This is a genomic window from Citrobacter sp. C13 (genome assembly GCF_014596815.2).
Classification (GTDB): Bacteria; Pseudomonadota; Gammaproteobacteria; order Enterobacterales; family Enterobacteriaceae; genus Citrobacter; species Citrobacter portucalensis.
The window spans coordinates 3031847-3049283 of sequence record NZ_CP115024.1 but is presented as its reverse complement, the minus strand read 5'-3'; the positions used below and the strand labels follow the sequence as shown (position 1 = coordinate 3049283).

The 17437-nt window shown below is 50.2% G+C and carries 20 protein-coding genes, 1 tRNA gene, 1 pseudogene and 1 riboswitch; of the genes and pseudogenes, 7 read left to right on the top strand and 15 right to left on the bottom strand.

What is annotated here, in order from left to right:
- Positions 1–17: 17 nt before the first annotated feature.
- On the bottom strand, positions 18–464 hold the full coding sequence (locus tag IB222_RS14690; protein ID WP_003831998.1) for a YccF domain-containing protein: 447 nt from the start codon (positions 462–464) through the stop codon (positions 18–20).
- Between the two features lie 125 nt (positions 465–589).
- Here IB222_RS14690 and helD point away from each other — a divergent pair, with 125 nt between their 5' ends.
- On the top strand, positions 590–2644 hold the full coding sequence (gene helD / locus IB222_RS14685) for a DNA helicase IV (protein ID WP_148362155.1): 2055 nt from the start codon (positions 590–592) through the stop codon (positions 2642–2644).
- A gap of 32 nt (positions 2645–2676) precedes the next feature.
- On the opposite strand, the gene mgsA is transcribed toward helD, so the two are convergent.
- Together mgsA and IB222_RS14675 are read right to left on the bottom strand one after the other, a co-directional pair.
- Complete coding sequence (gene mgsA, locus IB222_RS14680; RefSeq protein ID WP_003035897.1) at positions 2677–3135, bottom strand: methylglyoxal synthase; 459 nt, start codon at positions 3133–3135, stop codon at positions 2677–2679.
- Positions 3136–3228: 93 nt separating this feature from the next.
- On the bottom strand, positions 3229–3891 hold the full coding sequence (locus tag IB222_RS14675; RefSeq protein ID WP_016149882.1) for a DUF2057 family protein: 663 nt from the start codon (positions 3889–3891) through the stop codon (positions 3229–3231).
- Between the two features lie 172 nt (positions 3892–4063).
- Between IB222_RS14675 and IB222_RS14670 the strand changes: the two genes are divergently transcribed.
- On the top strand, positions 4064–4477 hold the full coding sequence (locus IB222_RS14670; protein ID WP_003035903.1) for a CoA-binding protein: 414 nt from the start codon (positions 4064–4066) through the stop codon (positions 4475–4477).
- Positions 4478–4544: 67 nt separating this feature from the next.
- Here the strand turns inward: IB222_RS14670 and hspQ are convergent, their stop codons facing one another.
- Positions 4545–4862 carry a heat shock protein HspQ gene (gene hspQ / locus IB222_RS14665; RefSeq protein ID WP_003035905.1) on the bottom strand — a complete coding sequence of 106 codons (318 nt, stop codon included), beginning with the start codon at positions 4860–4862 and terminating at the stop codon, positions 4545–4547.
- Between the two features lie 57 nt (positions 4863–4919).
- Entirely contained in the window at positions 4920–6110 is a 1191-nt protein-coding gene (gene rlmI, locus IB222_RS14660) for a 23S rRNA (cytosine(1962)-C(5))-methyltransferase RlmI (RefSeq protein WP_008784294.1), read from the bottom strand.
- A 94-nt stretch (positions 6111–6204) separates the two neighbouring features.
- Between rlmI and yccX the strand changes: the two genes are divergently transcribed.
- Entirely contained in the window at positions 6205–6486 is a 282-nt protein-coding gene (gene yccX, locus IB222_RS14655) for an acylphosphatase (protein WP_003832008.1), read from the top strand.
- Here yccX and tusE read toward each other — a convergent pair.
- Entirely contained in the window at positions 6483–6812 is a 330-nt protein-coding gene (gene tusE, locus IB222_RS14650) for a sulfurtransferase TusE (protein ID WP_003832010.1), read from the bottom strand. The genes yccX and tusE overlap by 4 nt on opposite strands.
- 88 nt (positions 6813–6900) lie before the next feature.
- Entirely contained in the window at positions 6901–7560 is a 660-nt protein-coding gene (gene yccA / locus IB222_RS14645) for an FtsH protease modulator YccA (RefSeq protein ID WP_008784297.1), read from the bottom strand.
- 270 nt (positions 7561–7830) lie between these two features.
- On the opposite strand from yccA, the gene IB222_RS14640 reads away from it, so the two are divergent.
- Complete coding sequence (locus IB222_RS14640; RefSeq protein WP_149384718.1) at positions 7831–9459, top strand: ABC transporter substrate-binding protein; 1629 nt, start codon at positions 7831–7833, stop codon at positions 9457–9459.
- A gap of 142 nt (positions 9460–9601) precedes the next feature.
- Positions 9602–9689, top strand: a tRNA-Ser gene (locus tag IB222_RS14635).
- Between the two features lie 152 nt (positions 9690–9841).
- Here the strand turns inward: IB222_RS14635 and IB222_RS14630 are convergent.
- The 8 genes from IB222_RS14630 to IB222_RS14595 form a co-directional block, all read right to left on the bottom strand.
- Positions 9842–10645, bottom strand: coding sequence for a cytochrome c1 (locus IB222_RS14630; protein WP_149384717.1), 804 nt, complete (start codon positions 10643–10645; stop codon positions 9842–9844).
- Positions 10646–10647: 2 nt separating this feature from the next.
- Positions 10648–11808 carry a cytochrome b N-terminal domain-containing protein gene (locus IB222_RS14625; protein WP_149384716.1) on the bottom strand — a complete coding sequence of 387 codons (1161 nt, stop codon included), beginning with the start codon at positions 11806–11808 and terminating at the stop codon, positions 10648–10650.
- Between the two features lies 1 nt (position 11809).
- The gene (gene petA / locus IB222_RS14620; RefSeq protein WP_126318544.1) at positions 11810–12361 is read right to left on the bottom strand and encodes a ubiquinol-cytochrome c reductase iron-sulfur subunit; all 552 of its coding nucleotides are present in this window, start codon (positions 12359–12361) and stop codon (positions 11810–11812) included.
- Positions 12362–12388: 27 nt separating this feature from the next.
- Positions 12389–12829 carry a pseudoazurin gene (locus IB222_RS14615; protein WP_032934409.1) on the bottom strand — a complete coding sequence of 147 codons (441 nt, stop codon included), beginning with the start codon at positions 12827–12829 and terminating at the stop codon, positions 12389–12391.
- A gap of 10 nt (positions 12830–12839) precedes the next feature.
- On the bottom strand, positions 12840–13655 hold the full coding sequence (locus IB222_RS14610; protein ID WP_003832021.1) for an ABC transporter ATP-binding protein: 816 nt from the start codon (positions 13653–13655) through the stop codon (positions 12840–12842).
- Complete coding sequence (locus IB222_RS14605) at positions 13652–14719, bottom strand: iron ABC transporter permease (RefSeq protein ID WP_149384715.1); 1068 nt, start codon at positions 14717–14719, stop codon at positions 13652–13654. The genes IB222_RS14610 and IB222_RS14605 overlap by 4 nt, the downstream gene beginning before the upstream one ends.
- Positions 14720–14785: 66 nt before the next feature.
- On the bottom strand, positions 14786–15841 hold the full coding sequence (locus IB222_RS14600) for an ABC transporter substrate-binding protein (RefSeq protein ID WP_149384714.1): 1056 nt from the start codon (positions 15839–15841) through the stop codon (positions 14786–14788).
- 220 nt (positions 15842–16061) lie between these two features.
- Positions 16062–16285: riboswitch (cobalamin riboswitch) on the bottom strand.
- Positions 16286–16496: 211 nt separating this feature from the next.
- Complete coding sequence (locus tag IB222_RS14595; protein WP_188055370.1) at positions 16497–17036, bottom strand: GNAT family N-acetyltransferase; 540 nt, start codon at positions 17034–17036, stop codon at positions 16497–16499.
- A 148-nt stretch (positions 17037–17184) separates the two neighbouring features.
- Between IB222_RS14595 and IB222_RS14590 the strand changes: the two are divergent.
- Positions 17185–17246 (top strand): annotated as a pseudogene (locus IB222_RS14590) (hypothetical protein); the annotation flags it as partial.
- Positions 17247–17260: 14 nt separating this feature from the next.
- A complete protein-coding gene (locus IB222_RS14585; protein ID WP_154816728.1) occupies positions 17261–17416 on the top strand; it encodes a hypothetical protein in 156 nt (51 codons plus the stop codon).
- The last annotated feature ends 21 nt before the right edge of the window (positions 17417–17437 follow it).

Genomic DNA, 17437 nt, shown 5'->3' with positions numbered 1-17437 from the left:
AAGGCCATCGGTCCTGATTATTCAAAACGACGACGCGCATTGGCTTCACGCGCTGCACGGGCAACTTCTACTGAAACCACACGGCGACCCACCGGCCAGAGCGCAATGGCAGCGATTTTAAAGTTTGCAATGCCAACCGGAATACCAATAATCGTTATGCACTGGGCAATACCAGAGATAATGTGCATCAGGCACAACCACCAGCCGAAGAAAATCAGCCAGAAAATATTGAGCACGGTGCCGCCGGTATTTAACAGGACGCTTTTACCGGCCGGATTCAGTTCATCGACATGAATCGCTTCGTTACCATAGGGAAACAGCGAAAGTCGGGTTATCTCCCAGCATGAACGGGTCAAGGGTAAAGTAAAAATAAGCACGACACTGACCAGCGTTGCCAGTAACCAGGCCAGGGTGGTGGCGAACCCCCCAAGCACAAAATTTAAAATATTCAGAACAGTACGCATAAACCCTCGGTTAACTCTGGTTTTCTGTGAATTCGGCAATTGTAACGTTTTTTTGGGCTGGAGCACGTTTTCTCTGGCGGTTACACTGATAAGCAAACCTCTTCGTGTGGATCCGCTTGAGTCTTATGGAACTGAAAGCAACTTCTCTTGGAAAACGTCTGGCACAACACCCTTACGATCGGGCCGTTATTCTCAATGCCGGGATTAAAGTTTCCGGCGATCGTCACGAGTATCTTATTCCCTTCAATCAGTTACTGGCTATTCATTGCAAACGTGGTCTGGTATGGGGCGAGCTGGAGTTTGTACTCCCGGATGAAAAGGTAGTTCGTCTTCACGGTACAGAGTGGGCGGAAACCCAGCGCTTCCATCATCATTTGAATGCGCTCTGGCAACAGTGGAGCCAGGAAATGAGTGACGTTGCTGCGGGGGTTTTACAGCAGCAGTTGGATGCGATAGCGGCGCGTACTAGTGAAAGTAAGTGGCTGACGCGCGAACAAACATCAGGGCTGCAGCAGCAGATTCGCCGTGCCTTTGCCGCGTTACCGCTCCCGGTTAATCGGCTGGAGGAATTTGAAAATTGCCGGGAGGCGTTACGTCAATGCCAGGCATGGCTGAAAGACATTGAAGCCTGCCGCTTACAGCACAATCAGGCGTACACCGATGCAATGCTGGAAGAGTATGACGAGTTTTTCCAGCATGTTGAATCTTCGCCGTTGAACCCTGCTCAGGCGCGCGCGGTGGTGAACGGTGAGCAATCATTGTTGGTACTTGCAGGTGCTGGAAGCGGTAAAACATCTGTGTTGGTTGCCCGGGCGGGTTGGTTGCTTGCACGAGGAGAAGCCGCACCAGAACAGATCCTGTTGCTGGCGTTTGGACGCAAAGCAGCCCAGGAGATGGATGACCGCATCCGTGAGCGTCTGCATACGGATGAGGTCACCGCGCGGACGTTCCATGCACTGGCGTTGCACATTATTTCGCAAGGTAGCAAAAAAGCTCCAACGGTGAGCAAGCTGGAAAATGATGCTATCGCGCGCAACAAACTCTTTATAACAACCTGGCGTCAGCAGTGCAGTGAGAAAAAGGCTCAGGCTAAAGGCTGGCGACAATGGTTAGAAGAAGAAATGCAGTGGTCTGTACCCGAAGGTAACTTCTGGGATGACGAAAAATTACAGCGTCGTCTGGCTTCCCGGTTGGATCGCTGGGTTAGTTTGATGCGAATGCATGGCGGAGCGCAGGCGGAGATGATTGCTAATGCTCCGGAGGAGATCCGTGATCTGTTCAGTAAACGCATAAAGCTAATGGCGCCGCTGCTCAAGGCCTGGAAGAGTGCCCTGAAGGATGAGAATGCCGTCGATTTCTCCGGGTTGATCCATCAGGCTATTGTCATTCTGGAGAAGGGGCGGTTTATCAGTCCGTGGAAACATATTCTGGTCGATGAATTTCAGGATATTTCCCCTCAGCGCGCCGCCCTGTTAGCCGCCTTGCGTAAGCAAAACTCGCAGACTACGCTGTTTGCCGTGGGAGATGACTGGCAGGCCATTTACCGGTTCAGCGGAGCACAGCTTTCTCTGACAACCGCATTTCAGCAAAATTTTGGTGAGGGCGATAGCTGTAATCTGGATACGACTTACCGTTTTAATAGCCGTATTGGCGAAGTCGCAAACCAGTTTATCCAGCAAAACCCACACCAGCTCAAAAAACCGCTGAACAGTCTGACGACCGGTGATAAAAAAGCCGTCACGTTGCTCGACGAAAGCCAGTTAGATCTGTTGCTGGATAAGCTGTCGGGTTTTGTGAAAGCCGAAGAGAGAATTCTGGTGCTGGCGCGATACCATCATCTCAAACCTGCCAGCCTGGACAAAGCGGCCACCCGCTGGCCCAAGCTGCAGCTGGATTTTATGACTATTCATGCCAGCAAAGGGCAGCAGGCGGATTACGTCATTGTTATGGGGCTTCATGAAGGGAATGACGGTTTCCCGGCTCCGGCTCGTGAGTCGATTATGGAAGAGGCGTTACTCCCGGCTGTTGAAGATTTTCCTGATGCAGAAGAGAGACGGTTGCTGTATGTGGCGCTAACGCGTGCGCGGCATCGGGTATGGCTACTGTTTAGCAAAGACGCGCCATCATGCTTTGTTGATGAGCTTAAGCAATTAGACGTTCCGGTGACCCGGAAACCCTGAAAAGCAGGCGGCAGTTGCCGCCTGCTTAGCGTTTATTTGAGGCGTTCTGCAAGATAACGGGCGTAATCCGGGATCAAGATATCCGTTGCGTCGTTGAAGTTTGGCGACTGGATAATAAAATCAGCCGTTGACACGTTGGTGGCGACCGGAATGTTCCAGACTGTGGCCAGGCGTAGCAGGGCTTTGACATCAGGATCGTGGGGAACGGCGTTAAGCGGATCCCAGAAGAAAATCAGCACATCAATTTTCCCTTCTGAAATTAGCGCACCCACCTGCTGGTCACCCCCCATCGGGCCGCTCAGCATGGCGTTGACGTCCATTCCTGTCGCGCGTTGAATTAAATTTCCTGTTGTTCCTGTAGCATACAGAACGTGTTTTTCCAGTAATGGCTGGTGGCGTTCAACCCAGCTCATCAACATCTTTTTGCAGTGATCGTGTGCGACCAACGCAATATGTTTCTGCGCTGGCAATGTGCGAGTCGTTAATTCCATAGTACAGCTCCCAAGTTAACCTTGTTACAGAGTACTGGAAGCACTTGACGCTGCAAGAGAAAGACAAAAAAAATGCGTATGCGAACATAAATGTCACGATGGGGGTTGTTTCTCCGCCCATTGTAAGAAGTTACTTCGCGTTTGTGCGTCAGCCTGTTGAAACCAATATTTTAAGCGCTGCTCAGTCAGCGTTTGCGACTGAGGCGGCACGCGATCCAGTTCAGATACCCCGGAAAGCAGTGAACTGTCATCGGCCATCATCGTGGCAAATTGCGGTAAAGACGCATGCTTAGCCGCTTTGTTATAGCGCTCTGTTTCCATTTCATAATCTACGATTTTTGCGGTTGACGTGATGGACAGAATATCCAGCTTAACCGGTATAGGCATGGAATCCCCATCCAGCAGTTCTACGCGCGGGGCATCATCAAAATGCGTTGCATCCCGCTCGTTGCTCAGACGTGGCAGGTGGAAATTAACCTGGCTGACGAGTTGGGTATCAAAGCTGATGACCAGCGGGGGCGAAATATACAGACGTTCTTCGTGGCTGGACAGGCGAATGGTTTTTTCTACACGAAACACGAGCTGGTGCCGACCGTTTTCCAGCTCAATACTGTCGGCACCACGCAGTAATGAGCTGGAGACTTTTTTTCCGTCCAGCACCAGAAGATCAATATCATTAGACAGACGTAGAGAGGTAGCAAAAACGGTTACCGGCAAACACAGGGCAATTAAGGCTGTCACAATGCCGGCTTTCATAGGTTTCTCCTGTCCAGAAAATATCTGTATAAGATGTATCTAAATTTTTCGATAATCATGTTTACTAACATATAGACATATTTTTGAGTTTAGCTCTCATGCGCCAGTATGGGATGAATGGTTGCCAGGTCAGGTTTGTCGTACACTTTGCTAAACAGCCTGGAGGAAAACGATGAAAGAGACCGATATTGCTGGCATTTTGACAACGACCCGCACGATTGCACTGGTGGGGGCAAGCGATAAACCCGATCGTCCAAGCTATCGGGTGATGAAATATTTACTCGATCAGGGCTATCACGTTATTCCTGTTTCACCGAAGGTTGCCGGAAAAACACTGCTGGGGCAGCAGGGCTATGCGACGCTGGCAGATGTACCAGAGAAAGTGGATATGGTAGATGTCTTCCGTAATTCTGAAGCGGCGTGGGGTGTTGCTCAGGAGGCCATTGCCATCGGCGCGAAGACCCTATGGATGCAGCTCGGCGTGATTAACGAGCAGGCAGCCGTACTGGCTCGTGATGCAGGGTTGACGGTGGTGATGGATCGTTGTCCGGCGATTGAAATCCCGCGGTTGGGACTGGCGAAGTAAGACTGATCTGTAGCCGAACAAAACGCACAGGCCCGATTAGCGAATCGCCATCGGGTCTGTTTTAGCATCAATTGCGCAGGCGCGGGGCCTGGAGCTGTTTTCGAATTGTTCGCGCCAGTTCATCCATCGACGGTTGCTCCGGATGTTCTTCCTGTAGCTCACTACTCAGTTGTGCTTCGGCCAGATATGTATGCACTGGCAGACCATTATCGTCTTCCATCACCACGTGATACCAGGGAGCGGCGCGAAGTTCGTCGTTAACCGCCAACTCATCGGCTGACGGTTGATCAAGCGAATATTCCGGGTCGATATCCACGACCACTCCGAGGTAACCTAACAGGGAATGGCGGACCTGCTGGCCGATACCGAATTTGCTGGCAATCATAGTCACCTCCCGGGAAATAGATACCCTTTATGTAAGGGTAATATTCCACTTTTCAAGTTACATGATGCGACAGGCAAACCCTTTCAGATACAGCCCTTCCGGGTAGGTAGCGATCACCGGGTGATCGGCGGCCTGACGGAACTGCTCTATAAATTGTACATCACGACCAGCATCTATTGCGGCATCAGCGATGATTTTCTGAAATAAATCGGTGGTCATTAGCCCAGAGCAGGAGAAAGTCAGCAGCACACCGCCCGGATTGAGCAACTGAATAGCCAGCATATTGATGTCCTTATAGCCGCGGCAGGCGCCCATCAACTGGCTTTTGTTTTCGACAAATTTCGGCGGATCCATAACGATGACGTCGAATTTCTCACCACGATCGCGATAAGCACGCAGAAGTTTGAACACATCATCACGCACGAACTCAGCTTTGCTCAGATCCAGCTTGTTCAGTTCCACGTTCTGGCGGGCAATATCGAGCGCTTCCTGAGAGGTGTCAACGCTGACGACCTGACGGCATCCGCCCATTAATGCTGAGACCGCAAAGCCGCCGGTGTAAGAGAAACAGTTCAGCACACGCTGATTTTCCACATAACGACGCGTGGCCAGGCGGCTGTCGCGTTGATCGAGGTAATAGCCGGTTTTGTGACCATGCTGAATATCAACCAGCAGCTTCATTCCGTGCTCTTCAATTGGCAGCAGGGCTGGCGGAAGCTCACCCGTTACTGGCCCTTGAGTCAGCTCCATACCTTCTTTTTTACGTACGGCCACATCGCTACGGTCATAAATGGCGCAGTCCGGGAAAACAATTTGCAGAGCGCTAATCAGCGCGGCGCGTTGGTATTCAGCCCCCGCACTGAGCAACTGCAACACCAGGAAGTTGCCGAAGCGGTCAATGGTGATGCCCGGCAGGCCATCGGATTCTCCGGCGATCAGACGGTAACTGTCCAGACCGTCTTTTTTCGCCAGCCAGTCACGCCATGTCTGCGCCTGCTGCAGACGACGGGTGAAGAAATCAATATCGATGGACTCAGACTTGTCGAATGTCCAGACGCGTGCACGGATCTGCGACGCGGGTGAGTACGCGCCGCGTGCTAACCATTTACCCTGATGGTCAACAATATCGATGGTTTCACCGAGGTTGGCTTTACCTTCCATACGGGCGACAGCACCGGAAAATACCCACGGATGGCGGCGAAGTAATGATTTTTCGCGCCCTTTGGCTAACACTAAACGTACACTCATAATTTACTATTCTGTCAATTCAAAGAAATGGGCGCCATTGTCCTGAGTTTTTCGCATATTTGCAACGCACGCTGTGATGATAAGGAGAACCGCAATGTCGAAAGTCTGCATAATCGCCTGGGTCTATGGCCGGGTTCAGGGGGTAGGATTTCGCTACACCACCCAGCATGAAGCACAACGGCTGGGGTTGACCGGCTACGCGAAGAATATGGATGACGGCAGCGTAGAGGTTGTCGCCTGCGGTGAAAGCAACCGGGTAGAACAACTGATGAAGTGGTTGAAAGCCGGGGGGCCGAGCAGCGCCAGGGTTGATCGGGTTCTCAGTGAACCACATCGTCCTGGCGACGAGCTAAAAGGATTTAGTATCCGCTATTAAATACATTTCACCGGTTTCGGCAGGCCGGCAATTTTAGTCGCCTGCTTGGCCGGACCTTTCGGGAACAGGCGGTAGAGATAACGGCTGTTGCCTTTCTCTTCGCCAAACTTGCTGGCCATCGCTTTTACCAGCATGCGGATAGCGGGGGAGGTATTAAACTCCAGATAAAACTCGCGGACAAAACGCACCACTTCCCAGTGTTCCGCGGAGAGCGTAATGCCTTCGTTTTCGGCGATTCTCTCCGCCAGCGCCTCGCTCCACAGCGTGGTATCTTTCAGATAGCCTTCGCTATCGGTACTAATTTCTTTACCTTCAAAGATCAACATAATTCGTCACTTCGTTAGTCAAACTGGCGGCAGTTTACCAAAAAAGAAAGCCCCGCATAAGCGGGGCTGGATAATGCGTGTGGACATCTTAATCGCGGCTGGCGAAGCCCAGAATACTCAGCAGGCTGACGAAGATGTTGTACAGCGAAACATACAGGCTAACGGTGGCACGAATATAGTTGGTTTCACCGCCGCGGATGATATTGCTGGTTTCAAACAGGATTGCGCCTGAAGAAATCAGAATGAACACCGCGCTGATTGCCAGATGTAATGCCGGCAGTTGCAGGAAGATATTTGCAACCATACCAATCAACACCACCACAACACCCGCCATCAGCATACCGCCGAGGAAGGACATATCTTTACGCGTGGTCAGCACATAGGCCGAGCAGCTGAAGAAGACCAGCGCCGTACCGCCCAGCGCCATGGCGATAACATCACCCATGCCTGCAGACAGGTATGTATTCAGCATTGGTCCCAGGATGTAGCCCAGGAAGCCAGTGAAAGCGAACGCTGACAAAATACCAACCGGCTTATCTGCCGTTTTGTAGGTCAGGAACATCAGACCATACATACCCACCAGCGTCAGGATAAGTCCCGGAGAAGGTAACATCAGTACGGTACTGGCGGTTGCAGTGATCGCTGAAAACGCCAGCGTCAGGCTGAGCAGGAAATAGGTATTGCGCAGCACCTTATGCGTGCTGAGTAGCGATGTACGCTCGCGCGAAGAACTAATAATACGATCCATGAGTCACTCTCTTATGACAGATGTAATTAATGATGGAGGATAATGAAATCAAGGGGAATGACACAGCGGTTTTACCCATCTTTACGCATTTTAACCCGCCAGACTTAAGCATATTATTTCAACAAAAGTTCCCGAATTAGATGTTAGCACTGTATGTGCAAAAATGTCAGATCGCTATCTACCAGGTAACTGAAAAATATTGCGTTATTCCTGAATCTCTCTGACAGTGACAGCGGTGTCTACATAAAACAGAGCAATAAGGTAAAGGGAATGATTCAACATAAATCGAAGATATTGACGTTTACGCTGTTGGCTGTCTGTTTGATGTCTATAAACGGCGCGGTGAGGGCGGCAAATGTTCCAGCAGGAACATTACTTGCAGAAAAGCAGGAACTGGTCAGAAACAACGGTAGTGAGCCGGCATCGCTGGATCCGCATAAAGTCGAAAGCAACGTTGAGTTTAATTTAATCAGCGATATGTTCGACGGTCTGGTGACTGTTAAGCAGGATGGGTCTATCGAACCCCGTCTAGCCGCATCCTGGGAGAATAAAGGCAACACTGTCTGGACCTTCCATTTACGCTCGGGCATAACCTGGTCAGATGGATCTGCTATTACCGCACAGGATGTCGTCTGGAGCTGGCAGCGTCTGGTTTCGCCGCAAACGGCTTCACCTTATGCTTCGTATCTGGGCAACATGCACGTTGCGAACGCGGTTGATATTGCCCAAGGGAATAAAGATCCCACTACACTAGGGGTCAAAGCCCTGGATGATACCACGCTGGAAATTACCCTGACGCAACCGACGGCGGCGTTTCTGGCGATGCTGGCGCATCCATCTCTGGTCCCGCTGGATAAAGTGTTGATAGGTCGTTTTGGCGATAAGTGGACCCGGCCAGAGCATTTTGTCAGCAGCGGGGCGTACAAACTATCGCAATGGGTGGTCAATGAGCGCATCGTTGCCGAGCGTAATCCACATTACTGGGACGATCGGCATACGGTTATTAATAAAGTTACTTATTTGCCTATCAGCTCAGAGTCGGCTGACGTAAATCGCTATAAGGCCGGTGAAATCGACATTGTGTATAGCGTACCGGTCAATCAGTTCGCGCAACTGAAAAAAACGATGGGGGATGAACTGCATGTCTCGCCCCAGCTTTCAACGTATTACTATCAGTTCAATACAACCCGCGCGCCGTTTAATGATCCGCGCGTGCGCCGGGCACTGAATATGGCGTTGGATAAAGACATCATTGCGCAAAAGGTGATGGGGCAGGGGCAGCGAGCAGCGTGGGTTATCAGCCAGCCGGAAATAGGTGGGGTGAAACTGCATGCGCCGGAGTATGCGTCATGGCCGCTCGAAAAGCGTATTGCTGAAGCCAAAAAACTGCTGGCTGAATCCGGTTTTGGCCCTGAGCATCCGCTTAGCTTGAATCTGCTCTACAACACCTTCGAAACGCACCAGCGTATTGCGATTGCCGCATCGTCGATGTGGAAGAAAAACCTTGGCGTCGAGGCGAAGCTGCAAAACCAGGAATGGAAAACCATGCTGGACACCATGCACACCGGTAATTTTGACGTCGTGCGCTATGCGTGGATAGCCGACTATGATGATGCCTCAAGTTTCCTCAATATTTTCCGTACCGGTGATAGCGAGAATACCACCAAGTACAGCAATCCCGCCTTTGATGAAGCGATGCGTAATGCGGCGAAAGCAACTTCGCTGGAAGAACGCGGCAAATACTATCAGCAGGCTGAAGACCTTTTAGGTGAGGATGTGCCCGCGATTCCGGTTTACCACTACGTCCGCACGCATCTCGTGAAGCCGTGGGTGGGGGGATTTGCGCCAGATAACCGGGGAAATTACTACACCAAAGATATGTACATCAAAAAACATTAAGCGCTATAGCCGGTATTCGTGCTGAATAAATGGTCAATCTGTTGTTATTTCAGTCGATTAACAACATTTTGGCTGTTTTTCAGGCAAACGAACACATTGGTGCTTTACAGGTCCGTTCGGGATGTTTATAGTGCGCCTCATTGGAAGCGTGGCCGAGCGGTTGAAGGCACCGGTCTTGAAAACCGGCGACCCGAAAGGGTTCTAGAGTTCGAATCTCTACGCTTCCGCCAAACATAAACCCCAAGCTATAAAAAGCTTGGGGTTTTTTCATTTTGCTCGGTTTATATTTTGCCTTCCTTTACTCGTCTTACTCGCGCAAGGGCAACTGCGCACCTGACCGGTTGAATGCTGGTGAACTGAGTAATCCCCGGCCTCGCAAGACCTACATGAGCGAACGTCTCTTCATTCGTCGTGCTATCCATAGCAAGCCCAGCATAATAGCCAGATAGCCCATAACGTAATTTCCCTGTTGCTTTCGTTCAGAGAGCGCCGGGTCGGCAGCCCATGCCAGAAAGGCGGTAACATCCCTGGCGTATTGCTCCTCAGTTTCAGCTTTTTTCGACGCCGGGCTCCATTGGATCTCCCCACTCGTCAGCGGTTTTGGCATGTTAATCACACCGCCAGGAAAATAGCGATTAGCCTTCAGTTCAGGATCGGCAGGCAGATAGCCGGTTAGCAGCGCGTAAACGTAATCTGCCCCCTGGTCCGTGTAGGGCAAAAAAGCATCTAACAAAAATTGTGGGAATCCGCGATCGTATGAACGGGCACGGACGATATAGCTCAGGTCAACGGGTTCAGCGCCATTGTTAAGGTAGCGTGCTTCCTGCTCGTTTAGATATGGTGATATAAAGCTGTCATTTAGCGTACCGTCGCGCTCACTTATCTGGCCGTCATCCTGAATCGCAGGAAACTGATAGCCGCTGGCGATACTTCTCGCTTCTTCAACCGTGAGTTCCGGACCACCGGGCCTGGTCAACGTCCGAAAGGTAAGATGTTTCATGCCGTGACAAGCGCGACACTTCTCTTCATAAACCTGCAGACCACGTCTAAGCTGCTCCTTATCATATTGACCGGTAATACCACTGAAGCTCCATTCCTGGCGTTCAGGCGTGGCTTCCTGCGCATATGAGGAACCCAGCCCCAACAGAGAAAAGAACAGGACGCTGAATTTCAATAGTTGTTTCATCCTCAATCCTGTTTTTCCAAAAAACGACGGCAAGGTAAGACGATTAAAAACCAGGCAAACCAAATCAGTGTCGAAAGCTGGGATGCGGCACGGATCCAGCCCTCTTCATTACGAAAGCCATCAAAAAGATCCGGGCCTACCAGCGCTTTCGACCCTAACCAGCCTAAAAAACAGGCATTAATAACCCATAGCCAGAATCCGCACTTAACCAGTTTGCTGTAATGGCGAAAACGAGCCCGGGAAGTATCAAGCCAGGGTAGAAAATAGAAAATCAGTATTGAGCCGCACATCGCGACTAGCCCCACGAATTCATTCGGGAAGCAGCGCAAGATAGAGAAGAAGGGAAGGAAATACCATTCTGGCGCAACAATCGCGGGTGTAATCGTTGGGTCCGCAGTAATAAAGTTGTCGTCGCTGCTCAGATAGTGCGGCGCGAAGAATAAAAACCAGGCGAAAACCATCAAAAAAAGAGTAATTTTGATAGCATCGAGATCGGTAATTTTGTAATCGAACAACAGGCTCCTGGACTCTTTCTCGCTAAACTTCTTTTTCATCGCCTGGGCAAACGCCGACTGTACGGTACGTATATGAATAACCGTGGCGACGACAATCACAAAGGGAAGAATAAAGTGGATAACAAAAAAGCGGCCAAGCATCGGCGTACCCGGCGTATGGCTGCCGACTAAATATGCGTAAAGCGTATCCCCTACCCACGGAATAGCCTGGGCAAAGCGGGTAATGACCGTTGCCGCCCAGTAGCTTTTTTGCCCCCAGATAAGGCTATAACCAAGAAACGCGGTCATCATCAGCAGGATATACAGCGTGACGCTAACCATCCACATTGTCGTCCAGGGCTTGCGGTAAACGTTGTAGTACATACCACGAAAAATATGCAGATAGCAGGCAAAGAAAAAGAGCGATGCGCCAATAGCATGCATGTTGCGTAACAGCTCTCCATGGCGAACCGCGCGCATAATATGAATAATGGAGTCAAATGCCAGCTCAGCTGTCGGCACGTAAAACATCGCCAGCACGATACCCGTAAGGATCTGCACCCCGAGCATAATTAGCAGGATAGCGCCGATTGCAAACACCCAGAGTCCAGCAACAGAGCGAGGGAAGGGGATACGTCCGCGAAGCGAACAGACAAGCTCATTCCTCATTTCAGACTTCCTTCGTGCCAATACGCACGACCTGCCCATCGGAATGAATAACGTAGTCTGGGATTGCCAGGTTGGCAGTTGCGGGCCCGCGCGTCACGCGCCCGGAGGTATCAAACTCTGAACCGTGGCACGGACAGATCCAACCCATCCCCCCCGGTCGGGCGTTGGGTACACACCCGGCATGTGGGCAATAACCTTGAACCACCAGCCATTGAGGATGGGCTGCAGAGACCCTGGCGCTGTCTGGCTGTGGGTCGATAAGCGTATCCAGGTCGGCACTTCTGGCAGTAATAATTTCATCCGGGGTGCGATGGTGTATAAGAATCAACCTTCCTTGCCATACACGTCTGACTGTTTGTCCAGCAGCAACACCTGCAAGAGAGACATCAATCGGTTCATTTTCCCCAAGCGTTTTTTCATCCGGGCCCAAGGCCGAAACCAGCGGCCAGACGGCAGCCGCGACGCCTGCGGCACCGACAAATTTAGTCAGTTTACACAGGCATTCCCTACGCTGTTCCTGGATTTCGCCATCTGGAAGTTTATTATCTGCCACCTCGTATACCTCCCTGAGTATCGCGGATTAACGTTTATCGATACGCGCGTAAATTTCCTGAAAGCGCTTGTCAGCAATACCCGGCGCTTTGAACGCGCGGTAGCTTTCTGGTAACGAGGCATCTCCAACCTTAATCAGCATCACCATGCCCTGAGCGTAATGCGGTGTACATTTGATGCCGTAAAACCCGGCATTGTCATAAGTAACTTCGATCTCTTCATCTATTTTTCCCATAAATCCAGGATAGCCAGCCGGTGACAATTCAGCGATTGAAGCCGCGTTGTGGCTCTTATGTTTACGGATAAACTTCACCGTATCCCCTGGCTGGATCTCCAGATAATCTGGCTCATAGACCATTGGTCCCCCAGTCCCACGATTTTTCATCAACACTTCATGAGTTTGTGCGAAGGCAGAAGAGGCGAAGGCGAGTAAACACAAAATTTGCAGACTCTGTTTGAGGTATTTCATTGATTCTTCCTTAAAATTCATCAGGCCGTTGATAACGAATAAAACAATTTTCACCACCCGCATCCTTTTCAATGATGGCGTCGATTCCAAACCAGGAGTGGAGGTTTTCGCGGGTAAAAACGGCGCAAGGTTTCCCCTGCATCGCCATATGTCCGGACGTCATGACGATGACGCGATCGCAGAACATCGCGGCATGATTAAGATCGTGCAGAGCGGCAATCACCGTGAGCTTTTCACGTTTAACCAGACTCAACAGGCCAATCTGATGTTGAATGTCGAGGTGGTTGGTGGGTTCATCCATCAGCAACAACTGTGGTTGTTGCGCCAGCGCCCGGGCGATATGCAGGCGCTGTTTTTCTCCCCCTGAAAAGGTATGCCAGCAGCGATGCTGTAATTCACTGAGATCGACCTTTTCCAGCATAGTTTGCACAATATCGTCATCTTTGGCGGACCAGGGGGAGAGCATGCTAAGCCAAGGGGTTCGCCCCAGAGAAACGGCTTGTAAAGCAGTAAGACGCTCGCTGGTTTCAGCCTGTTGTTCGACCAGCGCCACCTGTTGCGCAAGATGACGCCGCGAATAATGCTGGAGCGCCTTTTGCTGCAGAGTGATATGCCCGGAAGTCGGCTTCAATAAACCGGCCAGCAGTGAAATCAGTGACGTTTTGCCCGAGCCGTTGGGACCTATGATGCCGACAAACTCACCAGGCGTTACGCTGAGTGAAATATCATCAACAATCGTCTTGCCTTTTACCTTCCATCGCAGATTACAGGCTTCAATAACGGCTTGTGCAGAGTTCACAAGGGGGGATACGAGATTCACCGTCATTTGTTCTGGTTTCCTCTAATCAGAATGATTGAAAACGCAGGGGCGCCAACCAGAGCGGTGATCACGCCTATTGGTAGAACCTGACCGGGGAGTAACGTGCGGGAAATAACATCTGCGATAATGAGGAAAATCGCGCCGGTAAGCGCACTGGCTGGCAGCAGTCGATGATGCTGGTTGCCGACCAGCAGACGAGCGGCATGCGGGATAACCAGACCGACAAAGCCGATCGCACCAACGATGGAGACCATAATTGCCGTCATGCCGGTGACGGCGGCAATCAGTACTGCACGGGTACGTTTTACTGGAATGCCCAACGATGCTGCAGACTCAGCGCCAAAGGAGAAGGCGTCGAGATGGCGGGCATAACAAAAGCACAGCGCAATACCGACCAGAGCGGTAGGAATGGCTAAGACAACATCGGGCCAGCGTACACCGCTCAAATTACCTAACAACCAGAACATAATTCCGCGCGCTTGCTCGGCATTTGCTGAGCGGGTGATGATTAGCGACGTAATTGCATTGAAAAGCTGCGAGCTGGCGATGCCGGCAAGAATGATTTGGGTTGTCACACCGCCGCCTTGTCTACCGCCAGCAGCCATTGCCAATAGTGCAACGAACATAAATGCCGTTAGCGCGCCAATGAAAGCCCCCAATGACATGCTGATAATGCCGGCCCCAAGCCCGGTGAGAGCAATCAGCACCGCTCCGGTGGATGCTCCGGCAGAAATCCCCAGTAGATAAGGTTCGGCGAGTGCATTGCGTAGCAACGACTGTAACACTACGCCGGAAACAGCCAGGCAGGCACCGCAACTGGCAGAGACCAGCGCTCGGGTCAGGCGATAGTTCCAGACGATCTCAGCATCCAGCGCATCGACAGGATAGTGGGTATCAAAAAGATGATTTGCCAGCGTACTGAGCACATGCCGCCAGGGGATCAGCGTTTCGCCGATGGAAATCCCCGCCAGCAGCACGCAGCACATCAGCGCACTGACCCAGACGGCATGCCCACCGACTCTCACCGCAAGCAGACCAACGGCACGACGCATCCTGCGTGGATCACTCATGATTATCTGCGTTCCTGAGTAACAGAGATGCGCTATACCGTGCGAGGATATAGCGCAAAACGTAGATTAATGAGCAGCCTGCGGATGCGCTAAGCCATATTCAACAAGGGCATCAGCCAGTTTTTCCAGCCCATCAATAGTTCTGATCCCAGCATTCATTGTCTGTACGTCAATGACCGGCAGATGGTTTTCCTTAACGGCAGGAACCAGCCTGGTGACAGGATCGGACTTGAGGTATTCCATCTTGACCTTCCAGTCATCTGCCGGGAAGCGGCGACGGCTCATCTCGCCGAGCACAATGACAGAAGGATTAGCTTTAGCGATAGTTTCCCAGCCCACTGTTGGCCATTCTTCGGCAGAATCAATCACATTCTTCACACCCAGTGTTTGGGCTATCCATGCTGCTGGGCCAAACTTCCCGGCAACGTAAGGATCGAGCTGTAAATCGGCGCTTGAAAACCAGAACACGGCAGAAACATTCTTATCAATACCGGTAATTTTATATTTCGCTGCGGCTTCACGTGCTTTAAGGCTGGCAATCAGCGCTTTGCCTTTATCCTGAACATCGAAGATTTTTGCCAGATCGGCGACTTCCTGATACACCATGGTGATATCAAACATCCCTTTACGGACACCATCACCACCATCTTCGTTATCTTTCGCACAGTCAGCTGGCGCGGTGTAAACAGGAACCTTCAGTTCACTAAACTGTTCATAAGAGGCAACCGTGCCAGCCGGGCCGATTTGCCACTCAAACTGGCTGGCGACCAGATCCGGTTTTTTAGCCAAAATTCCTTCAAAGCTCGGAATATTTTGTGCAATAACGGCAACTTTTTCATTTTCTGTTTTATAGGCATCCAGTACCGGGCCAAACCACAGTGAAGTACCGACGACGCGATCGGCAAGCCCTAATGAATAGAGAATCTCGGTACTGTTCTGACCCACCGTTGCCACGCGCGTTGGTGCCTGATTAAATGTAATATCGCGGCCACAGTTTTTAATCGTCAGAGGATATTCAGTTTTTGCCGCGTCAGAAAAACCGGAAGCGAGCAGCAGAGCAGTGGTGCCAAAAATTGCCAGAAGCGTTTTTTTAGAGGAGTAAAAGGTAGAATTAGCGTGCATTGTCATCGTCCCGTTGATGCCAGAATCTTAAGGTCTGGTCATGGCTCATTTCATTCCATATATCGGGAGGAGACATGAAGATAGATGACATTGAATCGTGAAATTTAAGAATAAAGATATGCGAAAAATGCAAGTAATACTGACTTAGCTAAAATCTTATTCATAAATACACTACTGCTGGTGTCAAATAATTCATCCCATGGACCATCCCGTCCACTCAATGGTATACATCATTGACAGCAGGTCTCCTGACTCACGGTAATCAGAATATCAGCCTTCCCATAAAGATAAACTTTACAGTGACCTGTGGCTTATTAGCCACACAAGGATATTCTGCATCCGCCTACAGTTGCGGGGGCAGTTATGGAATTGAATTAAATAATTCTCACCATATTCCTATTCATACACAAAATGTAATGAAATGCTATCGAAAGTGACTCTAACGGCAATTGTTAACAAGGTCAACCACGGAATGTAAGAGATATAAAGATAATGTCGTTCTGAAAATAATCAGTAAAAACAATAGGATGTAGATGCATTGCTCTGTGTGTTGCTATAAATGAAAATAACAACAGAAAGCTAAATGAGAATTGATTGATGTTGATCAAATTAAAAGCATGATTCAATCTCTGCGCATAAAACATATTGATTACCATCAAAAATGCTGCGGATTAGCGTTTGAGTCCTTTTTTGGCGAACTCTCCATATGTACCAATTGCCATTCATCCTGCATATCCATAATCACCTTAAAATTTTTACGCAACCAGAAGTGATAACCTCCTGGTAAAAAATGATGGGTATGAAGATACAAAATTTTATATTTATGTTGCTGGCAGAATACATCTGCTAAAGCAAACAATTGGCTGCCAATCCCCTGTCTACGATAGCGCTCATCCACGTAGCAACGACAAATTTCTGCCGTTTCACGCAAGTTATAGCGCCCACGCAGTTCAGTAATACGATCATTATATTGACATACCGCCAGTGTGGCGATTAATTCTTGTTTTTCACTCCATGCGCAAAGCAATAAATTCCTTTCCTGTAACAGATACTGTTGTTCGAGATCAAAGAGATCTTCTTCGGCAGAAGGCATGGATCTTCCGGCCTTGAAGAACAAATTAAGATGCTCAATAAGGAACGACTGAACAGCAGGAATATCGGCGTGAGTCATCTCACTAAATCTAAATGGGATCATGGCATGCATAACTCAATCTTAGAATGGAAAACGATAATAACAATAAGCTTCCTTTAAAAACAATATTGAGCGGCAAGAGACAGAAATGCAATTATCTATGGTGCTATTCTGCATACGGATTATAAATGGGAATCGTAAGCCCCTGCTGCTGGCGACGGTAGTAGCCGCGCCGCTGGTGAGGGGATATCTGGGGGGACCACAATCGGATGGTGAGGCGCTTTCTTGTGCCTGGTTCCCGTCGCGGTCCTCGCCTTTATCTGGCAGTGCACGTTTGCCATGAGCAACGTACTGCTTCTTTGCGCTGGGGTGCTGACGTTATTCACCGCAAGCCAGAAGACCAACACGCTGTGTTCCGTTTTACCACTTACCTGCACCACTAACTCTCAAAAATGAGAGGCCGA